The sequence below is a fragment of the Streptomyces sp. NPDC093089 genome, from assembly GCF_044754405.1.
Classification (GTDB): domain Bacteria; phylum Actinomycetota; class Actinomycetes; order Streptomycetales; family Streptomycetaceae; genus Streptomyces.
Window position 1 is genome coordinate 215,164 of sequence record NZ_JBIVPA010000012.1, and the last position, 20,743, is coordinate 235,906.

Here is a 20,743-nt window from a genome sequence, read left to right on the forward strand (position 1 = left end):
CGCCGGCGGCGCCTCACCCCGTCCGTACGAGGAGTGCCACCGGGCGGTCCGCGAAGAGCTCGGCGAGTTTGAGCTCGGTCGCCGGGCCGCCGGTGAACTCCCTTACGCCGTCCAGGAGATCGGCCCAGCGACCCTCCGGGAGGACCAGCTCGGTGTCCTGCCAGCCGCCCGCCTCGGCGAGGCGGAGGGACAGCCGGGTGACGGCCGTCACCACCGCCCCCGAGCGGGCGAAGGCCAGGCAGTGGGCCGCCGCCGGGCCCTCGGCCGCCAACGGGGTGTAGGTGCCGCCGGGGCCGAACACCTCCGGGCGGTCCCGGCGCAGCCGGAGCGCGGCCCGGACCAGCGCCGTCCGGTCGTCGTCCGGGCCGATCGCGAACGGGGCCCGGTTGTCCGGGTCGACGAGGGCGCGGTACTCCCGCTCCGTGTTCTGGTAGAGCTCCGGCACCCCCGGCATCGTCAGCTGGGCGAGGGCCGCGCCGAGCGCGTGCGCCCGGATGTGGGGCTCCAGGGCGAAGGCGGCCTCCGAGGCGGCCCGCAGCGGGATCCGGCCGGGACCGGCCGCGGCGAAGTCGGCGACCGCGCGCTCGTACCCGGCGTCGGGCTCGGTCCAGCTGGTCCGGAGCCCCGCCTCCCGTACGGACTTGAGGACCGCGGGCACGAGCCGGTCCGGGTCCGGGATGCCGAAGCCGAAGGCCGTCTGCCAGGCCGTCCACGCCACGTGCGGATCCGGCGCGGGCACCTCCGCGACCTCCGCGAGGAGGCCCGCCCACACCCGCGGGCACTGGGCGAGCACCGCGATGGCGGCCCGCACGTCGGCGCTGCGCTTCGTGTCGTGCGTGGACAGCACGGTGCCGGCGGCCGGCCAGTCCCGGGCGATCCGCCCGCAGTAGGCGTGGAACTCCGCCGGCGGCACCGCCGGGCGCCCCGCGTCGCCGCCCACCTCGTTCGCCGAGAGCAGCGGCGTGTACCGGTAGAAGGCGGTGTCCTCCACGGACTTGGCCCGCAGCGCCGACGACGTCTGCGCGAACCGGGCCCGGAACGCCCGGTGTTCGGGACCGTCGCCCCGCGCCCCGAGCGCCAGGTCCCGTACGACGTCGACCGCCGCGGCCTCCTCCGGCACCGCGAAAGCGGCCTTGGCGCCGCGCGCCGCCTCCGGGGTCAGCACCTCCTCGCCGCCGGTCCGGTAGGGGCGGTAGACCGGTACGCGGACGAGGAGTTCGCGGACGGCGGTGGCGAGCGCCCAGGGGGCGTGGTCCCGGAGCGCGGGATCGGCGGCGCAGATCCGGCTCGCGATCCGGGTCAGGGCGGCCGTCTCGGAGGCCAGGTCGTGGGTCACCACCTCGTACGCGGCGCGTCGCGCGGTCGCCTCCCACCGGCCGCCGCGGTCGGCGGCCTTGCCCACGAACTCCCGGTACAAGTCGGCGAGTTCGTCGGCGCCGTCCGGGTCGGTGAACACGCCGTCGAGCTGCCGGAGGGCGTCGTACCCGGTGGTGCCGGCGACCGGCCAGGCCGAGGGCAGCGTCTCGGGGCCGGTGAGGATCTTCTCCACCACGGTCCAGCAGCGCCCGCCGGTCGCCGCCGCCAGGTCCTCCAGGTAGCCCTGCGGGTCGGCGAGTCCGTCCGGGTGGTCGATGCGCAGCCCCTCGACCACCCCGTCCGCGACCAGCTCCACGATCTTCGCGTGGGTCGCCGCGAACACCCCGGGGTCCTCGACCCGCACCCCGATGAGCTCCGAGACGGTGAAGAAGCGCCGGTAGTCGAGCTCGGTGCGGGCCAGCCGCCACCAGCCGAGCCGGTACCACTGCGCGTCCAGGAGCTCGTCGAGCGGCAGCCCCTCCGTGCCCGGGCGGAGCGGGAACTCCTGCCCGTCCAGGTGCAGGGACCCGCCGGAGACCCGCAGCCGGTCCCGTACCTCCGGGAGCCGCGCGGGCAGGACCGGGAGCAGCAGCCGGCCGTCGCCGGCCCGCCAGTCGATGTCGAACCAGCGGGCGTACGGCGAGTCGGGGCCGTCGCGGAGCACGGCGCGCAGGGCGTGGTTGTGCCGCGGGGAGGCCGCCATGTGGTTGGGCACCAGGTCCACGACGAGGCCGAGCCCGTGCGCCCGGGCGGTCGCGGCCAGCGCCCGCAGCCCCTCCTCGCCGCCCAGCTCGGCCCGTACGGACCGGTGGTCGGTCACGTCGTAGCCGTGGGTCGAGCCGGGCACCGCCTCCAGGACCGGCGACAGGTGGAGGTGCGAGACCCCGAGCCCGGCGAGGTGCGGCACGGCCCGCTCGGCGGCCGCGAAGGGGAACTCCGGCTGGAGCTGGAGCCGGTAGGTCGCGGTGGGGACGGCGGGGGTGGGCGGCGCGGACGGTTCGGGCGGGACCGGGAGAGAGGTCATGCGAACGTACGTACCCCGTCGGAGGGCTTCTGTGTCATCGCCCCATGCACCCGTTCGTGTGCATCGCGTTACGTTCGCGTGATGCTCCGGATGTATCGCGACACGCTGTCGCTGCTCGGCCCGGCCCTCCCGGTGGTGTCCTTCCTCGGCCGGCTGCCCACCGCCATGTGCCAGCTCGGCAGTCTGCTCCTGGTCGCCGAGACGAGCGGCTCCCTCGCCACGGCGGGCCTCACGGGCGGCGCGCTCGCGGCCGGTCAGACCGTGGCCGGGCCCCTCGTCGGCCGCCTCGCCGACCGGCACGGGCAGCGCGGGGTCGTCCTCGCCGCCTCCCTCGCCAACGCGGTCGCCGTCACCGCCCTCGTCCTGGCCGCGCGGGCCCAGGCGCCCACCGGCGGGCTGATGGCGCTCGGCGTGCTCGCCGGGGCCACCGTCCCCCAGGTCGGCCCGCTCGCCCGGACCCGGTCGGTGGCCCTCGCCCGCCGGTCCGGGGCGGACGACCGGCTCGTCGGCGCGGTGCTCTCCTTCGAGGGCACCCTCGACGAGGTGTCCTTCGTCCTCGGCCCGGCCTTCGTCGGCCTCGCCGCGGCCCTCGCCCACCCGGCCACCGCCCTGCTCGCGGCCGCGCTCCTGCTCGTCGTCTGCGGCTCCGCCTTCGCCCTGCACCCCACCGCCCGCGCCACCGCCCCCGGGCCGTCCGCTTCCACCCGGAAGAGTGCCGCCGAACGGACGCGGCTGCCGGGATCGGCGTACGCCCTGAGGGGCACGATGGTGCTCCAGGGCGCCATGTTCGGCGCCTCCCAGGCGGGGATCACCGCGCTCACCGAGGAGCTCGGCGCACCCGCCCAGGCCGGTCTCGTCTACGCGGCCATGGGGGTGATGAGCGCCGCCGTCGGGCTCTCGATGGCCGCCGTGCCCGCCCGCGTGGGGCTGGCGACCCGCTGGCGCGCGGCCACCGCCGGGCTCGTCGTGCTCTCGGTGCCCCTGCTGTTCGTCGGCTCCCTCGGCGCGCTGTACGCGGTGGTGGTGGTCCTCGGCGCCGCCTACGCCCCGCACCTGATCACCGTCTTCGGACTCACCGAGCGGACCGTGCCGGCCGACCGGCTCGCCGAGTCCATGGCCTTCCTCACCAGCGGGATCGTCGGCGGTCAGGCCCTCGCCCTGGCGCTCTCCGGCCGGCTCGCCGAGGGCTGCGGCGCCCCCGCCGCCTTCGCGGTGGCGGTGGGGGCGGCCGCGGCCTGCGCGGTGCTGTCCTGGTCGGTGCGGGTGACGGCCCCCGCCGCCGCCGTACGGGAGGTCAGGCCGGCCGGCGCAGGACGGTCAGGCTGAGCGGCGCCAGCGACACCCGCTCGCCGGCCGCGAGCTCCGGACCCTCCTGCGGCGGCATGCCCTCCGGGTCGGAGGTGTCCACGACCATCCGCCAGCAGCGCCCGTGGCTGTCCGGGACCGCGAACTCCAGCTCCTTCGACGAGGCGTTGAACATGAGCAGGAAGGAGTCGTCGGCGATCCGCTCGCCCTGGGGGCCCGGCTCCGAGATGGCGTTGCCGTTGAGGAAGACGGTCAGCGCCTGGGCGTGCGCCGCCTGCCAGTCGCGGGCCGTCATCTCCTCGCCCTCGGGCGTGAACCAGGCGATGTCGGTGAGCTCGTCGTGGGTGCCCTCCACCGGGCGCCCGTGGAAGAAGCGGCGGCGCCGGAAGACCGGATGGTCGCGGCGCAGCCGGACCATCGCGCGCGTGAAGCGGAGCAGCGTCCCCTCCGTCTCGCTGTTCTCCTTCGGCCACCGCACCCAGGACACCTCGTTGTCCTGGCAGTACGCGTTGTTGTTGCCGCCCTGGGTCCGCCCGAACTCGTCGCCGTGGCTGAGCATCGGCACGCCCTGCGACAGCATCAGGGTGGCGAGGAAGTTGCGCGTCTGGCGGGCGCGCAGCTCGGCGATCCCCACCTCCTCGGTCTCGCCCTCCGTGCCGCAGTTCCAGGAGCGGTTGTGGCTCTCGCCGTCCCGGTTGCCCTCGCCGTTCGCCTCGTTGTGCTTGTCGTTGTACGAGACGAGGTCGCGCAGCGTGAAACCGTCGTGGCAGGTCACGAAGTTGACCGAGGCGAGCGGGCGCCGCCCGTCGTCCTGGTAGAGGTCCGAGGAGCCGGTGAGCCGGGAGGCGAACTCGGCGAGCGTGCGCGGCTCGCCCCGCCACAGGTCGCGCACGCAGTCGCGGTACTTGCCGTTCCACTCGGTCCACAGCGGCGGGAAGTTGCCCACCTGGTAGCCGCCCTCGCCGACGTCCCACGGCTCGGCGATCAGCTTCACCTGGCTCACCACCGGGTCCTGCTGCACCAGGTCGAAGAACGACGACAGCCGGTCCACCTCGTGGAACTGCCGGGCCAGGGTGGCCGCCAGGTCGAAGCGGAAGCCGTCCACGTGCATCTCGGTCACCCAGTACCGCAGGCTGTCCATGATCATCTGGAGCACGTGGGGGGAGCGCATGAGCAGCGAGTTCCCCGTGCCGGTGGTGTCCGTGTAGTAGCGGGGATCGTCCGCGAGCCGGTAGTACGAAGGGTTGTCCAGCCCCCGGAAGGAGAGCGTCGGGCCCAGGTGGTTGCCCTCGGCGGTGTGGTTGTAGACCACGTCGAGGATGACCTCGATGCCCGCCTGGTGCAGCGCCCGCACCGCCGACTTGAACTCCAGGACCTGCTGCCCCCGGTCGCCCCAGGACGCGTACGCGTTGTGCGGGGCGAAGAAGCCGATCGTGTTGTAGCCCCAGTAGTTGGAGAGCCCCGCGTCCACCAGCCGGTGGTCGTTCACGAACTGGTGAACCGGCATCAGCTCCAGCGCCGTCACGCCCAGTTCCTTCAGGTGTCCGATCACCGAGGGGTGAGCGAGCCCCGCGTACGTGCCGCGCAGCTCCTCGGGGAGGTCCGGGTGGAGCATCGTCAGGCCCTTCACATGGGCCTCGTAGATCACCGTGTGGTGGTACTCGGTGCGCGGGCGCCGGTCGTCGCCCCAGTCGAAGTACGGGTTGACCACCACCGAGGTCATGGTGTGCGGGCCCGAGTCCAGGTCGTTGCGGGCGTCCGGCCGCCCGAACGGGTACCCGTACACCGCCTCGCCCCACTTCACCTGCCCCGACACCGCGCGCGCGTACGGGTCGAGCAGCAGCTTCGCCGCGTTGCAGCGCAGCCCCCGCTCCGGGGCGTACGGGCCGTGCACCCGGAACCCGTACCGCTGGCCGGGCATCACGCCCGGCAGGTACGCGTGCCGGACGAACGCGTCCGTCTCGCGCAGTTCCACCGCCGTCTCCGAGCCGTCGTCGTGGAGCAGACACAGCTCGATCCTGTGGGCGGCCTCCGAGAAGACCGCGAAGTTGGTTCCCGCTCCGTCATAGGTGGCGCCCAGGGGGTACGCCTGTCCCGGCCAGACCTGCATGGATACGAATCTTCCTCTTCTGTCCGGGTTCAGGTGGTGTTCTTTGGCCAGAATCCTGCCCGAAAGAGGCGCAACCTCCTAGGACTTCGCCCCGTCCTACCGGGTGACCGCAGGACCAAGCGGGGGACAGAGGGGGAAGTGTGTACGAAATAGCGCGCCGCCACCTGGGGAAGGTGGTGGCCGGAGCGGCCATGGCGGTGACGGGAACCGCCGCCGCGGTCGCGATCACCCTGCCGGGAACGGCGGGGGCCGACGACACGCCGGGCGGCCGCGGCACCGTGTCGGTGGGGGCCGACGGGGCGAACGCGGCCGCGGGGGAGTCCGCCGGCGCCGGACAGGACGGGACCGGAGCGCAGGCCGCCGGCTCCGCGCCCCCGCCCGCGACCGTGGCGCCCGCGCCGGCGGAAGGCGCGAAGGGCGTCGGCAGCGACCCGCTCACCGACGCCGAGCTCGCCCGGGCCGAGGCACTGGCGCTGACCCCGCCCGGCGCCTCCGCCCAGCAGGACGTCGAGGGCGGCCGGGGCCCGCAGCACCTCGCCACCGAACTCGCCGAACCCCGGCCGGGCGACCCCGCGCGCCGCGCCGACGTGCGCTTCTACGACTACGCGCGGGACGAACTCGTCACCCGGACCGTCAACCTCGACACGGGCAAGGTCGAGAAGTCCGGCACGCAGAAGGGCGTCCAGCCCTCCGCCCACCCGGAGGAGCTGCGCGAGGCCCTGGAGCTGATCCTCGCGAGCCCGCTCGGCAAGGGCGTCAAGGAGGACTACGCGGACGCCACCGGCAAGGAGCTCACCTCCACCACCCAGCTGTGGTTCAACGGCGACGCCTACCGCCCCTACCGCGAGGCCTCCGTGCCCGCGCAGCTCGCCCGGTGCGGCGAGCACCGCTGCGTCCGGCTCGTCACCAAGGTCCTCAACGGGGCCTGGATCGACACCCGGAACCTGATCGTCGACCTCTCCGCGAGGACCGTCACCCGCGTCGGCTGACCACCGCCGCCCCGGTCCTCTCCTGTCGCCTCTCCGTACGAGGGAGTACGTTCCCATGCCCACCCAGCGCACCCTGCCCACCCGGCAGCGGCGAGCCCGCGGGCGCGGCGCCGCCCTGACCGCGGCCGCCCTGCTCGGCACCGCCACCGCGGCCGCCGGCCCCGCGACCGGCGCCACCGCCGCACCCACCCCGCCGCCCCCGCGCACCGCCTACGCGGCCGGCCCCGACTGCTCCTCCGCCTACCGCATCATGCAGAAGCTCGACGGCGGCGCGAGCTGGCGCATGTGCTGGCGGTACAGCACCGACGCCGGCCTCGTCCTCGACAAGATCACCTACCAGCCGCCCGGCACCGCCGCCCCCGTCAAGGTCCTCACCAGCGCCCGGCTCGCCCAGATCCACGTGCCGTACGACGACGGCGGCGCCGAGTACGACGACCTCACCGGCGCCGGCTTCGGCTGGGGCCTGCAGGCCCTCAAGCCCGCCGAATGCCCCGGCGGCACCCTCACCACGATCAAGGTGCCCGAGATCGGCGACGTCAAGGGCCTGTGCACCACGACCCGGGCCCGCGGCCACGCCTACCGCATGGCCAGCGACAACGGCGCCAAGGTCTGGCAGGCCCAGGCCAAGGACCTGCTCGTCTACACGGTGAACAAGGTCGGCTGGTACGAGTACATCACCGAGTGGCGGTTCGCCGCCGACGGCACCATCGGGGCCAACGTCGGCGCCACCGGAAGCCTTTCTCCGGTCGACTACAACGCCACCGACGGCCGCGGCTGGCCCATCGGCAAGGGCGCCCGCTCCTACGCCACCAGCCACGCCCACAACGTCTTCTGGAAGCTCGACTTCGGCCTGGACGGCTCCACCAAGGACCGGATCGAGCAGTACGACTCCACCGTCACCCCGCCGCCCGCGGGCGGCGGAGGCCCCACCGTGACGACCAAGCGCACCCTCGTCACCAAGGAACTCGCCGGCGACGCCAAGAACATGCGCTGGTGGCGCGTGGTCAGCGACACCGGCAAGAACACCGACGGCCACGCCCGCTCGTACGAGATCGTGCCCGGCCACACCGACACCCACGCCGGGCGCGGCTTCACCAAGCACGACGTGTACTTCACCCAGTCGCGCGCCTGCGAGCAGTTCGCGAGCGACAACATCGGCAACTGCGCGCCCGACGCCGGTAACAGCGTGGACAAATGGGTCAACGGCGAGACCCTGACCAAGCCGTCCGTGTGGGTCAACATCGGGTTCCACCACATCGCCCGGGACGAGGACCAGCAGCCCATGCCGGTCCACTGGCAGGGCTTCCAGCTCGCCCCCAGGGACGTAACCGCTATGAATCCGCTCACTCCGTCCGATCTCGCCTCTCAGAACGGGCAGCCCGATCTGGGGAGTTGAGGAAGCAGCCTGACGATCCTGCTGCACCGCCTCCCGCTCCCGGAGTACCCTTCCTTGATCGTTGTCGTAGTGGTCGAAACGGGCTTCCAGGAGCAGAAGGCGGTGCGCGGGTGAGCTCGGGAGGTCTGGAGCTGCCCCCAGGTGACGCGGGTCACGAGGGGGGTCCGGCCGACCCCGCCGAGGTGCCGCCCGGCGCGGTCGTCCCGCCCGGCGCGGTCACCGTCGCCCGGCCGGTGGAGATCGGGGCGGAACTCGACTGGGGCGCCGAGGCCTGGAGCGAGGTCCGCACCCGCGCCCAGCGGGCCGGGCGCGCGTACATCTGGCTGAACCTCGTCGAACAGCGGCTGCGCGCCGTGGTCGCCGCCGTCCTGCGGCCCGTGTACGAACCCGTGCACGGCGAGGAGTGGGTGGTGGCCGCGGCGGGACCGGCCGGCCAGGAGTGGGTGCAGCGGGCGGTCGCCGTCCGCGAGGTCTCCCGGCGCAAGGGCTACCTCCTCGACCCGGCCGACGACAACGTGCTCAGCTTCCTGACGCTGCCCCAGCTCCGCGAGCTGATGGTGCAGCACTGGCCCTGCTTCGAGCCCTACTTCGACGACCGGCGCGAGGTCGAGCTCGCCCTCGACGAGCTGGAGGTCACGCGGAACGTGGTCTCCCGCAACCGGGCCCTCTCGCTCACCGTCCTCGCCCAGTCCGAGCGGGCCTCCGCCCGCATCCTGGAGATCCTCGGCAGCGGGGCCGGAGTGCCCTCCGCCGACCGCCTGCCCGTCGACGCCGTCGAGGACCTCGTCGGCGACCGGTACGCGGACGTCGTCTCCGTCCACCCCGACCGGGTCAGGCTCCAGCGCCAGCTGCCCGCCGAGGACCTCTTCGGCGGCGCCCGCCGCCTCGATGCCACCGGCATAGGCCTCAATCTGCTCGTGCAGAACTTCTCCGGCCGCCGCATGGTCCGGCTCGCCGAGTCCGGCTGCCGCACCCGGCTCCTCTTCCTCAACCCCGCGAGCAGCGCCGTCAAGCGGCGCGAGCGCGAGCTCGGCCTCAAGAAGGGCGAGCTGAGCCGCTCCGTCGAGATGAACATCCTGCACATGCGCCGGGTCCGCTCGAAGCTGCGCGACCCGGGCGCCTTCCAGATCCACGTCTTCGACGAGACCCCCCGCTTCACCGCCTACCTGGTGGACGGCGACGGCCCGGACGGCGTCGGCGTCGTCCAGTCCTACCTGCGCCGGGCCCGCGGCATGGAGGCCCCGGTCCTCGTCCTGCGCGGCGGCGGCCGGAACGTGGTCCGGCACGGGCAGCCCTCCCGTGAGGGAGATCACGGACTTTTCGAGACATATCGCGAGGAATTCGAGTCGGTCTGGCTCGATTCCCGGCCCGTCTCCTGACCCCTCGCCGGGGGCAGCCGACGGTGTTGTCAGTGGTGCGTGCAAGGGTGGTCAACACCACGGGGGAGATCACGTAAGGAGGACCCGATGGCTTGGCACGGCGACACGCTGGTCGGCTTCGACCTGGAGACGACCGGCACCGAACCGCTGGAGGCCCGCATCGTCACGGCCTCGATCGTCGAGGTCGACGGCGGGGGGCGGGTCACACGCCGGCGGGACTGGCTCGCCGACCCGGGCATCCGCATCCCGGAGCAGGCCTCCGCGATCCACGGCATCAGCACCGAGCGCGCCGCGGCCGAGGGCCGGCCGGTGCGCGAGGTCGCCGACGAGATCGCCGCGGCCCTCGCGGCGTACTGGGAGGACGGCGTCCCGGTCGTGGCGTACAACGCCTCCTTCGACCTCACGCTCCTCGCCGCCGAACTGCGCCGCCACGGGCTCCCCTCCCTGGAGGAGCGGCTCGGCGGCACGGCCATCGGACCGGTCGTCGACCCCTACACCATCGACCGCGCCGTCGACCGCTACCGGCGTGGCAAGCGCAACCTGGAAGCGGTCTGCGCGGAGTACGGCGTCGTGCTCGAAGCCGCCCACCAGGCCGCCGCCGACGCGCTCGCCGCCGTCCGGGTCGCCGTCGCGATAGCCGAGCGCCACCCCCAGGTGGCCGGCCTGGACCCGGCCGAGCTCCACGACCGCCAGATCGGCTGGTACCGCGCCTGGGCCGAGAACTTCCAGGCCTTCCTGCGCGGCAAGGGTGACGCCGAGGCGGTCGTCGACCCGACGTGGCCCCTGCGCGAGGCGGTCGCGGCGGCGGTCTGACCCGCCGCCGCGACCGGCCGTGTGTCAGCCCAGCGGCAGCGTCAGGTGGGCGGCCTCGCCGTCGACCGAGGTGATCGTCGTCGTGGCGCTGTCGACGCCGGCGTCCGTGAGGGCGTCGGAGTAGAGCGCGTCCTTGCTGTTGACGACGAGCGCGAGGCGGTGGCCCGCGGCCACGTCGTAGCCCGCGGCCTGGAGCTTCCACGTGGCGGTGCGGTCCGCTCCGGGGGTCAGCTCGGTCAGGGTGAGCGGCTCGTGGGTGATGATGCGGGCCGTGTCGTCGGGGGCGACGTCGAAGAGGTAGGCCACGAGCGTCGCCGAGTCCGCGGTGCTGCGGACGGTGAGCGTGAGCTCGGGGACGCCCCGGACGCGGCGGGCGGGACCGTTCGCGACGGCGTCGAGGGGGCCGGTGGTCCACACGGCGAGGTGCTGCCGTTCGAACTTGTCCGTGGGGTAGGTCTTCGGGTTGCCCTTCCACTCGGCCTGGCCGGTGGCGATGAGCTTGCCGACCGCGGTGGCCTCCGTGACCCGACCCGCGGTGAACTCCTGCTTCCAGCCGGTCTCCGTCTCCTTGGCGAGGCCGCCGTCACGGCTGTCGGGGCCGACGGAGGTCAGGTACCAGCGCTCGGTGGAGGTGGTGACCTCCGACCAGGAGGACTTGGGCTCGCGGACGGCGGGTTCCGTGATCACGTTGTCGCCGGTGGCCGGATCGACCTCGGTCCGGTAGGTGAACATGACCTGGTGGGAGACCGGCGTCCACGAGGGCACCTCGTTGGCGACGCCCAGCACGTGGTGGTCGAGCCAGGCGAGCGCCTCCTGGACGGGGATGTTCGGCGTGCTGGACGGGATGGCGAGACCGGCGCCCTCGGGAGCGGCGTGGTCGCCGATCCACAGGTTCAGCCGCTTGGGCACGGTCAGCCGCTCGAAGTGCTCGACGACCTGGTTGACCGGGAACAGCGTCTCGTGCCAGGTGTTGGAGAAGAACGTGGGCACGTTCCGGGCGTTCGTCTCGTCGGCGTACGTGGAGGGCGCCCGCTCCGAGAGCCAGGCCTCCACGTTCTCGAGGTTCCTGCCGGCCTCGAAGTCCGCCAGCAGCTGCAGGGTGGCGGGGTCGAACTTCCGCTCCTTGGGACCGCCGGTGAAGCCCACCAGGGCCTTCACGGCGGCCAGGTGCCGGGTGCCGTTGTCGTAGAGGCTGGTGGCGAGGTTGCCCCAGGTGCTCAGGGCGACGACCGCGTCGACCCGGCCGGCCGGGTCCTGCGCCGCGACGAGCTGGCTGATGCCGGAGCCGTACGACTCGCCGAGGAAGGCGATCTTGCTCGGCTCGAAGCGCTCCTGCGCGTAGTCGATGGCGGTGGAGCCGTCGGCCCAGTCGTTCGGTCCGGCGACGTCGATCGTGCCGCCGGAGGTGAACCGCGCGTCGAGGTAACCACCGCTGGGCAGCGGGAACGTCAGGCCGATGCCGCGCGGGGTGTACGCGAGGACGTGGTAGCCGCGCAGCGCCAGCTGGAGGTACGTGTACGCGAAGATGGTCCAGCCGAGCGGCGTCCAGCCCGCGGGCACGATCACCACCGGGCGGGGCTCGTCGGTGTTGAGCTTGATGGTGAACGCCGACAGGCGCACACCGTCGTGCGCGGTGATCCACGGGAAGTCGATGGTCGCCCTGGCCCGCACCTGGTCCACCAGCTGCTGGAGCTCGGGCGGCAGCAGGGGCCCCTCCGCCGAGCCGTCCAGCGTGGCGACCAGCGCCTCGGCCAGGTGGACGGCCTCCGGGGTGAGCTCGGTGGCGGAGGCATAGAGGCCCTGGTCGGCGATGCGCGCCACCTGGGCCGCGGTGACCGCGCTGATCTCGTTGTCGTCCTGCGGGTTGCTCACGGAGCCGTCCTCTCATGATGGCCGGTCGGCCAGAGGGGCCGGTCGGCTCAGACGGGCGCATCGTCGCAGCCCAGAAGCCGTGGAACTGCTGAAATCGGACATGGCCCGACTTCGTTGCGAGCGTGGCGGACTCACTCTCCAGGAGGGTTTGGGAGAGACCGCCGCCGACCGCTTCCCACGGGAACGATCGCGATCCGTCACGGGCTCCACGGAAGCGGTCGGACGGGATCAAAGGTGATCGACCTGAACCCGCCGACGACCTCGCCGACGGCCCGCCGATGAACCCGCCGACGGCCCGCCGATGACCCCGTCGGCGACCTCGCGGACGATCCGTCAGGAGTTCTCCTCGACGCCCGTCAGGAGTTCTCCTTGAGGAAGGAGAGCAGCAGGTCGTTCACCCGCTCCGACTGGTCGAGCTGAAGCCAGTGACCGGCCTCCTCGACGCGCTCGTAGCGCCAGGAGCCGTTCACGAACTCGCCCGAGCCGGACATCGACCGCTCGGTCAGGAAGCGGTCGCCGGTCGACCACAGGCCCATGACCGGCAGCGCCATCGGCAGCGGGACCAGCGGCAGGTCGGCGCCGAACTGGACCTCCGGCGGGAGGCCGGCGCGGTAGATGTCCAGCGCGGCCGTGAGGGTGCCGGGGGCGTGCAGCGGCTCGATCACCGCGTCCGCGTCCGGGTGCTCGGCCAGTATCTCGCGGAGGTTGGCGAAGTCGTCCCGCGAGAGCCAGTCCTCGGCCAGCCCGGCCAGCTGGAACAGCAGCATGTACCAGGACCGCTGCTTCTGCTCCCAGCCCGCGGCCCGACGGCGCCCAGGTGCCCCAACGACAGCAGGCCCAGGCTGCGCACCCGGTCCGGCACCACACCGGCGAGGCCCTGGAAGATGCCGGAACCCCGGTCGTGGCCGATCAGGTGGACCCGGTCCAGGTCCAGCCGGGCGAGGAGTCGGAGCAGGTCGCCGACGTGCTTCGCCGGGTGGTACGCCTCCGGGCGGTCCGGAGACGCCGAAGCCCCGCAGGGTGGGCGTGACGCACCGGAAGCCGGCGGCCGTCAGGGCCTCGACCCGGTGGCGTCACAGATGGTGGCTGTCGGGGAAGCCGTGCACGAGGAGGACCGCCGGTCCCTCGCCGCTCGCCTCGACGTCGAGGGACACCTCGGACAGTTCGACACGCATCTCGACACCCCGTTCGTCATGGCCGGTTCGGGCACCGGCCATGATGTCAGAACGGGTACCAGCGGACCTGGGCGTCGCCCTCCCGCAGCGAGGCCACCCGCCGCTCGAACTCGGCCAGGGCCTTCGGGTTGGCCGGGGCGTGCTGCGCCACCCACGCACAGCTCGCGGTCTCCCGCGCCCCCCGCAGCACCGCACACCCCTCCCACTCCCGGACGTCCCAGCCGTACGCCTCCGTGAAGGCGTCGTAGGCGGCCGGGTCGAGGCCGTACCGGTCCCGGGAGAGCGCGAGCACCACGAGGTCGTGCTCGCGCAGGTCGGACGAGAAGGTCTCCAGGTCCACCAGGACCGGACCGTCCGGGCCGACGTGGACGTTCCGGGGGAGGGCGTCGCCGTGGATCGGACCCGGCGTCAGGTGCGGGACCAGCGCGGCCGCCGCCGGCGCGAAGGAGTCGCGGCGCTCCCGCAGGAACGCCGCGTCCGCCGGGTCGATCGCGTCGCCCGCGAGGCGCAGCCACCGCTCGACCCCGCCGAGCAGGTCACGGCGGGGGAGGGCGAGACCGGCGGGCTCCGGCAGCGCGTGCACCGCGCGGAGCAGTGGGGCCAGGTCGCGGGGCTCGGTCGGCCGGACCGCGTCGGGCAGCCGGTGCCACACGGTCACCGGGTGCCCCTCGACCAGGCGCGGCTTCTCCTCGGCGGCCCGGACCGCCGGAACGCCCGCCGCCGCCAGCCAGGAGGCCAGCGCGAGCTCCCGCTCCGCCCGCTCGAACAACTCGGCGTCCCGGCCCACCTTCACCACCAGGGCGTCCACGGCGAAGACCGCGTTCTCCCCCAGGGCGAGCAGCCGCGCCTCCGCGGCGGGCAGCCCCGCCGCCCCCAGGACCTCTCGTGCCCTCGCCTCGTCCATCGACCTCTCCCTCACGCGTGCGTCGTGCCGAAGTCTCGCACCCGCGCGGCTCGCCGGGCCGGGCGCCTCGTCGCCGGCGGGGCGGGCCGCACAGGCGACCGGTCGCGGACGGCGGCGTCGTTCCCGCCCGCTATCGCCGCAATCGATGGATTCGCGATTACGAAACCTTGTTGAATAAGTCACAGATGAGTGAAGGGTCTTCTCCGGGATCCCCTTCATCGGACAGTGTTCGAACCGGCCACCGTGCCGCCCCCCACGCGGCGCGGTGGCCACCTACATTGGGCCCCATGACGAAGACGTACGCGGCCCTGCTCCGCGGCATCAACGTGAGCGGGCGCCGGAAGGTCCCCATGGCGGAGCTCCGGGAGCTCCTCGAAGGCCTCGGGCACGGCGGCGTCCGTACGTACCTCCAGAGCGGGAACGCGGTCTTCACGACCGACTCCGGGGCCTCCGAGGACGCGCTCGCCGCGGAGCTGGAGGACGCGATCGAGAACCGCTTCGGATTCCGGGTCGACTGCCTCGTCCGGGACGGCGACTACCTCGCCGCCGTCGCCGCGGCCTGCCCGTTCCCCGCCGCGGAGCTCGAAGGAAAACAGCTGCACGCCGTCTACTACTCCGGGCCCGCCGACCCCGAGCGGTTCGCCGCGATCGACCGCGAGGCCTACGCACCGGAGGACTTCGCCCTCGGCGACCGGGTGCTGTACCTCCACACCCCGGGCGGCCTCGGGACGTCGAAGCTGGGCGAGGCGGTGTCCCGGCCGTCCGTCGTGAAGGGGCTCGTCGCCACCGCCAGGAACTGGAACACCGTCGCCAAGCTCGTCGAGATGACCCGCGAGGACTGACCGACCGGTGAAGTGGCCCACTGCGAAGGCCCGCGATTGGACCAGGACGACAGGCCACCCGCTGGCTAGATTCGACGGCATGACGACCACCGAGACCCGGCCGGGGACCCCGTCCCGCCCCACCGTCGACTTCTACTTCGACCCCGCCTGCCCCTTCGCCTGGATCACCTCGCGCTGGATCCTGGAGGTCGAGGAGCACCGGGACATCGACCTCCGCTTCAAGGTCATGAGCCTGTACGTCCACAACGAGGGCAACACGCTGCCCGACTGGTACCGCGAGCTGGTCGACGCCTCCATCGGCCCGGTCCGGGTGGCGGTCGCCGCCGCCGAGCGGCACGGCGAGGAGGTCCTGCGCCCGCTCTACACCGCGTACGGCACCCGCATCCACGAGAAGAAGCAGAAGGACTTCGACGCCGTCGTCGCGGAGTCGCTCAACGAACTGGGCCTGCCGCCCGAGCTCGCCGCCGCCGCCCACGACCCGTCCTACGACGAGGCCGTCCGCCGCAGCCACGACGCCGGCAAGGAGCCCGGGGCGGACGGGTACGTCGGCACCCCGACGATCCACGTCGACGGCACCGTCTGGTTCGGGCCCGTCCTGCGGGCCATCCCGCGCGGCGAGCGCGCGGCCGAACTCTTCGACAGCTTCCGGGTCCTCGCGAACCACCCGGACCTGTTCGAACTCAAGCGGACCCGCACCGGCGGCCTCGACTTCAGCTAGCCGCGGCCGCCGGGCGGTGCTTCCTACCTGCTGAAGCCGTAGTCCAGCAGCTTCTTGACGTCGGCCGCCCGGTTCGTCTCGGAAGGCGCGCCGAGGACCGCCCCGATGACCGTCCTGCCGTTGCGGGTGGCCGCGAAGACCAGGCAGTACTTGGCCTGCGGGCCCGAACCGGTCTTCACGCCGATCGCGCCGCTGTAGGTGCTCAGGAGCTTGTTCGTGTTGGTCCACGACATGTACCGGTAGCCACCGGTCTTCGTGGTCACCTTCTGGCTGGTGGACTTCGTCTTCACCACGGTGCGGAAGGTGGCGTCCTTCATCGCGCTGCTCGCGAGCTTCGTCAGATCGCGCGGAGTCGAGTAGTTGCTGCCATTGCTTATTCCGTCGAACGAGTCGAAGTGGGTGTTGCGCATGCCGAGCTTGCGGGCCTCGTCGTTCATCTTGCCGATGAACGACTTGATCCGGGCGTCCCGGGTGGTGCCGGTGCCGAACTTGTCGGCCAGCGCGTAGGCCGCGTCGCAGCCCGACGGCAGCATCAGGCCGTAGAGGAGCTGGCGGACCGTCACCTTGTCGCCGACGATGAGCCGGGCCGAGGAGGCGTTCTTGGCGACGATGTAGTCGCTGTAGGCCTTCTGGACCGTGACCTTGGCGTCGAGGTTCAGGCCGCGCTGGGCCAGCACCACCTTCGCGGTCATGATCTTCGTGGTGGAACCGGTCGACCGGCGGGTGTCCGCGGCCTTCCCGTACAGCGTGGCGCCCGTCCCGTTGTTCATGACGAAACCGCCCGGGGCGGTGATCGACGGGGCGGGCGTCGCAGCGTGCGCCTGGCCCGCGAACAGGCCCCCCGCCAGTACGGCCGACGCCGTGAGCGAGACGGTGACGGCACGGCGTACGCCGAGTGTCGAGGTCAGCAAAGTGTTCTGCCCTTGGTAGGAGTCGGTGTGCGCCCGGTCCGAAACGGACCCGGCGCACACAAGACGTTCAAGAGGGCCGAAAGGATGCACGGTTGGAGCGGTGATTTCCGACGCGTCGGCGCACGCAACCGGCGCACGCGCCGGCATGCGCGCCCCCCCCACCGCTCAGGCGGTGCGCGCCACCGCGTGCCGCGCCGCCCGCGCGCCGTCGTACCGGTCGAGGAGGAGCCGCGCCAGCTCGGGCGAGGGACCGAGGACGTCCGCGAGGACGTCCGCCTCCGCCGCGCCGGCCGCGATGCGGTCGGGGAGGCGGCCGGGGGCGATGACGTACGGCGCGACGGCCACCCGCCGGACGCCCGGCTCCGCGCGCAGGGCGCGGACGGCCTCGTCCGTACGGGGAAGGGATGCGGAGGCGAAGGCGGGCCGCACGGAGCACCAACCGGTGCGCCGCAGCTCCCGCGCCGTTTCTGCGATCACCGCGATCGCCTCCGGGTCTGTGGAGCCCGCCGAGGCCAGGACGACCCCGGTCGCGCTCTTGTCGCCGGGTGTGAGCCCGGCCTCGTACAACCGCCGCTCCACCGCCGCGATCAGCAGCGGCGAGGGGCCGAGCACCTCCGCCTGGCGGATGCTCAGGGACGGGGGTGCCTGGCGCAGCACGGCGGGTATGTCGGCCTTCGCGTGGAAGGCGCGGGTCAGCAGCAGCGGCAGCGCCACCACGTCCCGCACCCCTTCGGCGGCGAGCCGGTCGAGGACCCCCGCCACCGACGGCAGGTTGAACTCCAGGAACGCCGTCTCCACGCGCAGCCCCGGCCGCAGCGCACCGGCCCGGCCCACCAGCGCCTGCACGGTCGCCGCGTGCCGCGGGTCGCGGCTGCCGTGGGCGATGACCAGGAGGACGGGCGCGGAGTGCCGCCCCGCGAGGGCGGTGGTGGGCGACGGGACGGCGGGAGGGTTCACGGTGTGCTCAGCTCTTCGTCAGCAGGCCGCGGCGGCGGAGCACCGTGCGCTCCAGCGGGCTGAAGATCAGCAGGTCGATGGCGATGCCGACGATCAGGATGAGGATGATCGCCAGGAAGATCCCGGCCATGTCGATGTTGTTGCGGCCGTTCTCCAGGAGCTGGCCGAGGCCGAGGCCCAGGTCGGGGGAGGATGCGATGATCTCGGCGGCCATCAGCGAACGCCACGAGAACGCCCAGCCCTGCTTGAGACCGGCCAGGTAGCCCGGGAGCGCGGCCGGCATCACGATGTACCAGGCGCCCTTGAGCCCCGTCGCGCCGAGCGTCTGGCCCGCCCGCAGGAAGAGCGGCGGCACCTGGTCGACGCCGGCGACGAGGCCGTTGGCGATCGACGGGACGGCGCCGAGGAGGATCACCGCGTACATCATGCTGTCGTTCAGGCCGAGCCACAGGACGGCCGGCGCCACCCAGGCGACCGAGGGAAGCGACTGGAGACCCGCCAGGATCGGGCCGATCGCCGCCCGCACGAACTTCACGCGCGAGACGAGCAGGCCCAGCGGGGTGCCGATGGCCAGCGCGAGGACGAAGCCGTAGAGCGCCCGGGACACGCTGGTCCACAGGACGCTGAGGAGCGTCCCCTCCCTCCACATCACGGTCAGGCTGTCCCACACCGCGGACGGGGCGGGCAGCTTGTACTCGTCCGTCACCTTCAGCGTGACGAGCAGCTGCCACACGACCAGGACGAGCACGACGGCGACGACCGGCGGGAGCACCTTCTTGAGCAGCACCTCGCGGACCGGGGTCCGCCGGACCTGCACGCTGTCGAGGGCGTCCAGACCGGCTTCGAGGCCGGCGAGGTCGTCGGCCTTCTCCGTCTTCGGGGCGGTTTCAGTGCTGGCCATGGCGGCGGATCTCCCCACGCAGGTGATCGGTGATCTCGAGGGACAGTTCCGCGACGTCGGCGTCCTCGATGCGACGCGGCTGAGGAATGTCGATGGTCCACTCGTGCGCGATCCGGCCGGGCCGCGAGGAGAGGAGGACGACACGCTCGGCCAGCCGCACGGCCTCGCGCACGTTGTGGGTGACGAAGAGCACCGACAGCTTCGTCTCCCGCCAGATCCGGGTGAGCTCGTCGTGCAGCACGTCCCGGGTGATGGCGTCGAGCGCGGCGAACGGCTCGTCCATCAGGAGCAGGTCGCTGGCCTGGGCCAGCGCGCGGGCCAGCGCGACCCGCTGCCGCATGCCGCCGGACAGCTCGTGCACCCGCTTGTCGTACGAGCCGCCCAGCCGCACCAGGTCGAGCAGCCGCTCGGCCTCGGTGCGGCGGTCGGCCTTGGGCACCCCGCGCAGCCGCAGGGCCAGTTCGATGTTCTTGCCCGCGGTGAGCCACGGGAAGAGGGCGTGCTCCTGGAACATCAGGGCCGGCCGGCCGCCGGGGGTCTCGATGGACCCCGCGGACGGCCGGTCGAGCCCGGCGACCAGGTTGAGCAGCGTGGACTTGCCGCAGCCCGAGGCGCCCAGAAGGGTGACGAACTCGCCCGGGGCGACATCGAGCGAGATGTCGTCGAGGACGAGCTGCCCGCCGGCGGGTCCGCCGAAGGACTTGGAGACATGCTCGATGCGGGCGGCACGGGTCACCGCCGCACTGTCCTCGGCCTTGGCGAGCGTCGCGGTCGTGGCCATGGTCGTCACCTCCTGGTAATGCTGAACTCGGGCTGCTGCACGGGGGTCCGGAGCCGGCTGCTCGGGGTACTACTTCGCGCCGAGACCGGCGTCGGAGACCTCGGGCCGACCCGCGGCCTTCAGGACCTTGTTGAGCGGCTTCAGGTCGTAGATGCCGGACAGCTCGGGCTGCTTCAGGAGACCGGCCTTCACCGCGTGGTCGGCCTGGGCCTGGAGGGTGGCCGCCAGCGGGTCGTCGGTGAACTGGATGGACGGCCACGCGGCGTCGATCACCTTGGCCCCCAGCGCCTTGCCGGAGAGGTCCTTCAGCTTGGCGTTGGCCGAGGCCTTCGCCTTGTCCTGGTTGGCGTTGATCCACTCGTTGGTCTTCACCGCGCCGCGCAGGAACGCCTCGACGACGTCCGGGTGCGCGCTCAGGAACTTCTGCGACACGATGATGTTCGTGATCACGAACTTCTTGTCCGGCCACAGGTCGGACTCGTCGAGCAGGACCTTCGCGCCGTCGCTGACCAGCTTCGACGCGGTCGGCTCGGGCACCCAGGCACCGTCGATGGCGCCGGAGCCGTAGGCGTTCGGGGTGACCTTGTTGTCCGTGCGGACCACGGAGACGTCGCCCTTGCCGCTCTGGGCGTCGACCTTCCAGCCCTTCTCGGAGATCCAGTTGAGGAAGGCCACGTCCTGGGTGTTGCCGAGCTGCGGGGTGGCGATCCTCTTGCCCTTGAGGTCGTCCAGGGTCTTGATCTTCGCCGGGTTCACCACGAGCTTCACGCCACCGGAGGCGGAGCCGCCGATGATGCGGAGGTTGGTGCCCTTGGTCTTGACGTAGCCGTTGATGGACGGCGAGGGGCCGATGAAGCCGATGTCGATCGAGCCGGCGTTCAGCGCCTCGATCTCGGACGGGCCCGCGTTGAAGGTGGTGGACACCAGCTGCGTGCCGCCCAGCTCCTTCTGGAGGATGCCCTCCTGGTCACCGACGAGCGCGGTGGCGTGCGTGAGATTGGGGAAGTACCCGAGCCGTACGGTGTCGGCGGAGAGCTTCTCGCCCTCGGCGGCCACCTTCTTCTCGTCGTTCTTGGCCTCGGAGCCGTAGCCGCAGGAGGCGAGTGCGCCGATCAGCAGCGGCAGGACGGCGGCGGCGGCCAAGCCGCGGCGCAGGGTGGTACGGGTGGTGGCAGGCACGGGTGGTGTCCCCTCGAGTCAACTTCTCAGCGAAGTCTGCGTTTATGTCGTTCGGGGTGGAGCGGGTGGAGCCGTGTCGCACCGCTCATGCGGCGCATCGAGGTCAGCACGCACATCGCGCGACACCTCCC

General features: G+C 72.7%; 17 protein-coding genes and 1 pseudogene. 7 read left to right on the plus strand and 11 right to left on the minus strand.

Features of this window, described 5'->3' with window-relative positions; genetic code table 11:
* Positions 1-13: 13 nt before the first annotated feature.
* Positions 14-2,380, minus strand: a complete 2,367-nt coding sequence (gene treY / locus ACIQFX_RS27670; RefSeq protein ID WP_402468649.1) for a malto-oligosyltrehalose synthase — start codon at positions 2,378-2,380, stop codon at positions 14-16.
* A gap of 90 nt (positions 2,381-2,470) precedes the next feature.
* Between treY and ACIQFX_RS27675 the strand changes: the two genes are divergently transcribed.
* On the plus strand, positions 2,471-3,706 hold the full coding sequence (locus ACIQFX_RS27675; RefSeq protein ID WP_402468812.1) for an MFS transporter: 1,236 nt from the start codon (positions 2,471-2,473) through the stop codon (positions 3,704-3,706).
* Here ACIQFX_RS27675 and glgX read toward each other — a convergent pair.
* Entirely contained in the window at positions 3,675-5,795 is a 2,121-nt protein-coding gene (gene glgX, locus ACIQFX_RS27680) for a glycogen debranching protein GlgX (protein WP_402468652.1), read from the minus strand. The two genes, ACIQFX_RS27675 and glgX, sit on opposite strands and share 32 nt — an antisense overlap.
* Positions 5,796-5,935: 140 nt before the next feature.
* On the opposite strand from glgX, the gene ACIQFX_RS27685 reads away from it, so the two are divergent.
* The 4 genes from ACIQFX_RS27685 (at position 5,936) to ACIQFX_RS27700 (ending at position 10,372) form a co-directional block, all read left to right on the plus strand.
* The gene (locus ACIQFX_RS27685) at positions 5,936-6,784 is read left to right on the plus strand and encodes a Tat pathway signal sequence domain protein (RefSeq protein WP_402468654.1); all 849 of its coding nucleotides are present in this window, start codon (positions 5,936-5,938) and stop codon (positions 6,782-6,784) included.
* Positions 6,785-6,839: 55 nt separating this feature from the next.
* Positions 6,840-8,180 (plus strand): copper amine oxidase, encoded by a 1,341-nt coding sequence (locus tag ACIQFX_RS27690; RefSeq protein ID WP_402468657.1) that lies wholly within the window; start codon positions 6,840-6,842, stop codon positions 8,178-8,180.
* A 110-nt stretch (positions 8,181-8,290) separates the two neighbouring features.
* On the plus strand, positions 8,291-9,559 hold the full coding sequence (locus tag ACIQFX_RS27695) for an SAV2148 family HEPN domain-containing protein (RefSeq protein WP_402468660.1): 1,269 nt from the start codon (positions 8,291-8,293) through the stop codon (positions 9,557-9,559).
* Between the two features lie 87 nt (positions 9,560-9,646).
* Positions 9,647-10,372: a 3'-5' exonuclease gene (locus ACIQFX_RS27700; protein WP_402468663.1), complete on the plus strand. Its 726-nt coding sequence runs from the start codon at positions 9,647-9,649 to the stop codon at positions 10,370-10,372.
* 24 nt (positions 10,373-10,396) lie between these two features.
* On the opposite strand, the gene ACIQFX_RS27705 is transcribed toward ACIQFX_RS27700, so the two are convergent.
* The 4 genes and pseudogenes from ACIQFX_RS27705 to ACIQFX_RS27720 all read right to left on the minus strand — a co-directional run bounded on the left by ACIQFX_RS27705 (position 10,397) and on the right by ACIQFX_RS27720 (position 14,323).
* Positions 10,397-12,244, minus strand: coding sequence for an alpha/beta fold hydrolase (locus tag ACIQFX_RS27705; RefSeq protein WP_402468665.1), 1,848 nt, complete (start codon positions 12,242-12,244; stop codon positions 10,397-10,399).
* A gap of 356 nt (positions 12,245-12,600) precedes the next feature.
* On the minus strand, positions 12,601-13,011 hold the full coding sequence (locus ACIQFX_RS27710; protein WP_402468667.1) for an alpha/beta fold hydrolase: 411 nt from the start codon (positions 13,009-13,011) through the stop codon (positions 12,601-12,603).
* Positions 12,906-13,202, minus strand: a pseudogene (locus ACIQFX_RS27715) (hypothetical protein); the annotation flags it as partial. The pseudogene ACIQFX_RS27715 and the gene ACIQFX_RS27710, both read right to left, overlap by 106 nt.
* 263 nt (positions 13,203-13,465) lie before the next feature.
* Positions 13,466-14,323, minus strand: coding sequence for a phosphotransferase (locus tag ACIQFX_RS27720; protein ID WP_402468670.1), 858 nt, complete (start codon positions 14,321-14,323; stop codon positions 13,466-13,468).
* Positions 14,324-14,610: 287 nt separating this feature from the next.
* Here ACIQFX_RS27720 and ACIQFX_RS27725 point away from each other — a divergent pair, with 287 nt between their 5' ends.
* Together ACIQFX_RS27725 and ACIQFX_RS27730 are read left to right on the plus strand one after the other, a co-directional pair.
* Positions 14,611-15,165, plus strand: a complete 555-nt coding sequence (locus ACIQFX_RS27725) for a DUF1697 domain-containing protein (protein ID WP_402468673.1) — start codon at positions 14,611-14,613, stop codon at positions 15,163-15,165.
* A 79-nt stretch (positions 15,166-15,244) separates the two neighbouring features.
* Positions 15,245-15,883: a DsbA family protein gene (locus ACIQFX_RS27730; protein ID WP_402468676.1), complete on the plus strand. Its 639-nt coding sequence runs from the start codon at positions 15,245-15,247 to the stop codon at positions 15,881-15,883.
* A 23-nt stretch (positions 15,884-15,906) separates the two neighbouring features.
* On the opposite strand, the gene ACIQFX_RS27735 is transcribed toward ACIQFX_RS27730, so the two are convergent.
* The 5 genes from ACIQFX_RS27735 to ACIQFX_RS27755 all read right to left on the minus strand — a co-directional run bounded on the left by ACIQFX_RS27735 (position 15,907) and on the right by ACIQFX_RS27755 (position 20,612).
* The gene (locus ACIQFX_RS27735; RefSeq protein WP_402468678.1) at positions 15,907-16,794 is read right to left on the minus strand and encodes a D-alanyl-D-alanine carboxypeptidase family protein; all 888 of its coding nucleotides are present in this window, start codon (positions 16,792-16,794) and stop codon (positions 15,907-15,909) included.
* 165 nt (positions 16,795-16,959) lie between these two features.
* A complete protein-coding gene (locus tag ACIQFX_RS27740) occupies positions 16,960-17,751 on the minus strand; it encodes a sirohydrochlorin chelatase (RefSeq protein ID WP_402468680.1) in 792 nt (263 codons plus the stop codon).
* A 7-nt stretch (positions 17,752-17,758) separates the two neighbouring features.
* Entirely contained in the window at positions 17,759-18,652 is an 894-nt protein-coding gene (locus tag ACIQFX_RS27745) for an ABC transporter permease (protein WP_402468683.1), read from the minus strand.
* A complete protein-coding gene (locus tag ACIQFX_RS27750; protein WP_402468685.1) occupies positions 18,639-19,433 on the minus strand; it encodes an ABC transporter ATP-binding protein in 795 nt (264 codons plus the stop codon). The genes ACIQFX_RS27745 and ACIQFX_RS27750 overlap by 14 nt, the downstream gene beginning before the upstream one ends.
* A gap of 69 nt (positions 19,434-19,502) precedes the next feature.
* Positions 19,503-20,612 carry an aliphatic sulfonate ABC transporter substrate-binding protein gene (locus ACIQFX_RS27755; protein WP_402468687.1) on the minus strand — a complete coding sequence of 370 codons (1,110 nt, stop codon included), beginning with the start codon at positions 20,610-20,612 and terminating at the stop codon, positions 19,503-19,505.
* Positions 20,613-20,743: the final 131 nt, after the last annotated feature.

Coding starts and splice junctions, on each gene's coding strand:
- treY (WP_402468649.1), bottom strand. CDS start 2,380: ATGACCTCTCTCCCGGTCCCGCCCGAACCGTCCGCGCCGCCCACCCCC.
- ACIQFX_RS27675 (WP_402468812.1), top strand. CDS start 2,471: ATGTATCGCGACACGCTGTCGCTGCTCGGCCCGGCCCTCCCGGTGGTG.
- glgX (WP_402468652.1), bottom strand. CDS start 5,795: ATGCAGGTCTGGCCGGGACAGGCGTACCCCCTGGGCGCCACCTATGAC.
- ACIQFX_RS27690 (WP_402468657.1), top strand. CDS start 6,840: ATGCCCACCCAGCGCACCCTGCCCACCCGGCAGCGGCGAGCCCGCGGG.
- ACIQFX_RS27700 (WP_402468663.1), top strand. CDS start 9,647: ATGGCTTGGCACGGCGACACGCTGGTCGGCTTCGACCTGGAGACGACC.
- ACIQFX_RS27710 (WP_402468667.1), bottom strand. CDS start 13,011: ATGCTGCTGTTCCAGCTGGCCGGGCTGGCCGAGGACTGGCTCTCGCGG.
- ACIQFX_RS27720 (WP_402468670.1), bottom strand. CDS start 14,323: ATGGACGAGGCGAGGGCACGAGAGGTCCTGGGGGCGGCGGGGCTGCCC.
- ACIQFX_RS27725 (WP_402468673.1), top strand. CDS start 14,611: ATGACGAAGACGTACGCGGCCCTGCTCCGCGGCATCAACGTGAGCGGG.
- ACIQFX_RS27730 (WP_402468676.1), top strand. CDS start 15,245: ATGACGACCACCGAGACCCGGCCGGGGACCCCGTCCCGCCCCACCGTC.
- ACIQFX_RS27745 (WP_402468683.1), bottom strand. CDS start 18,652: ATGGCCAGCACTGAAACCGCCCCGAAGACGGAGAAGGCCGACGACCTC.
- ACIQFX_RS27750 (WP_402468685.1), bottom strand. CDS start 19,433: ATGGCCACGACCGCGACGCTCGCCAAGGCCGAGGACAGTGCGGCGGTG.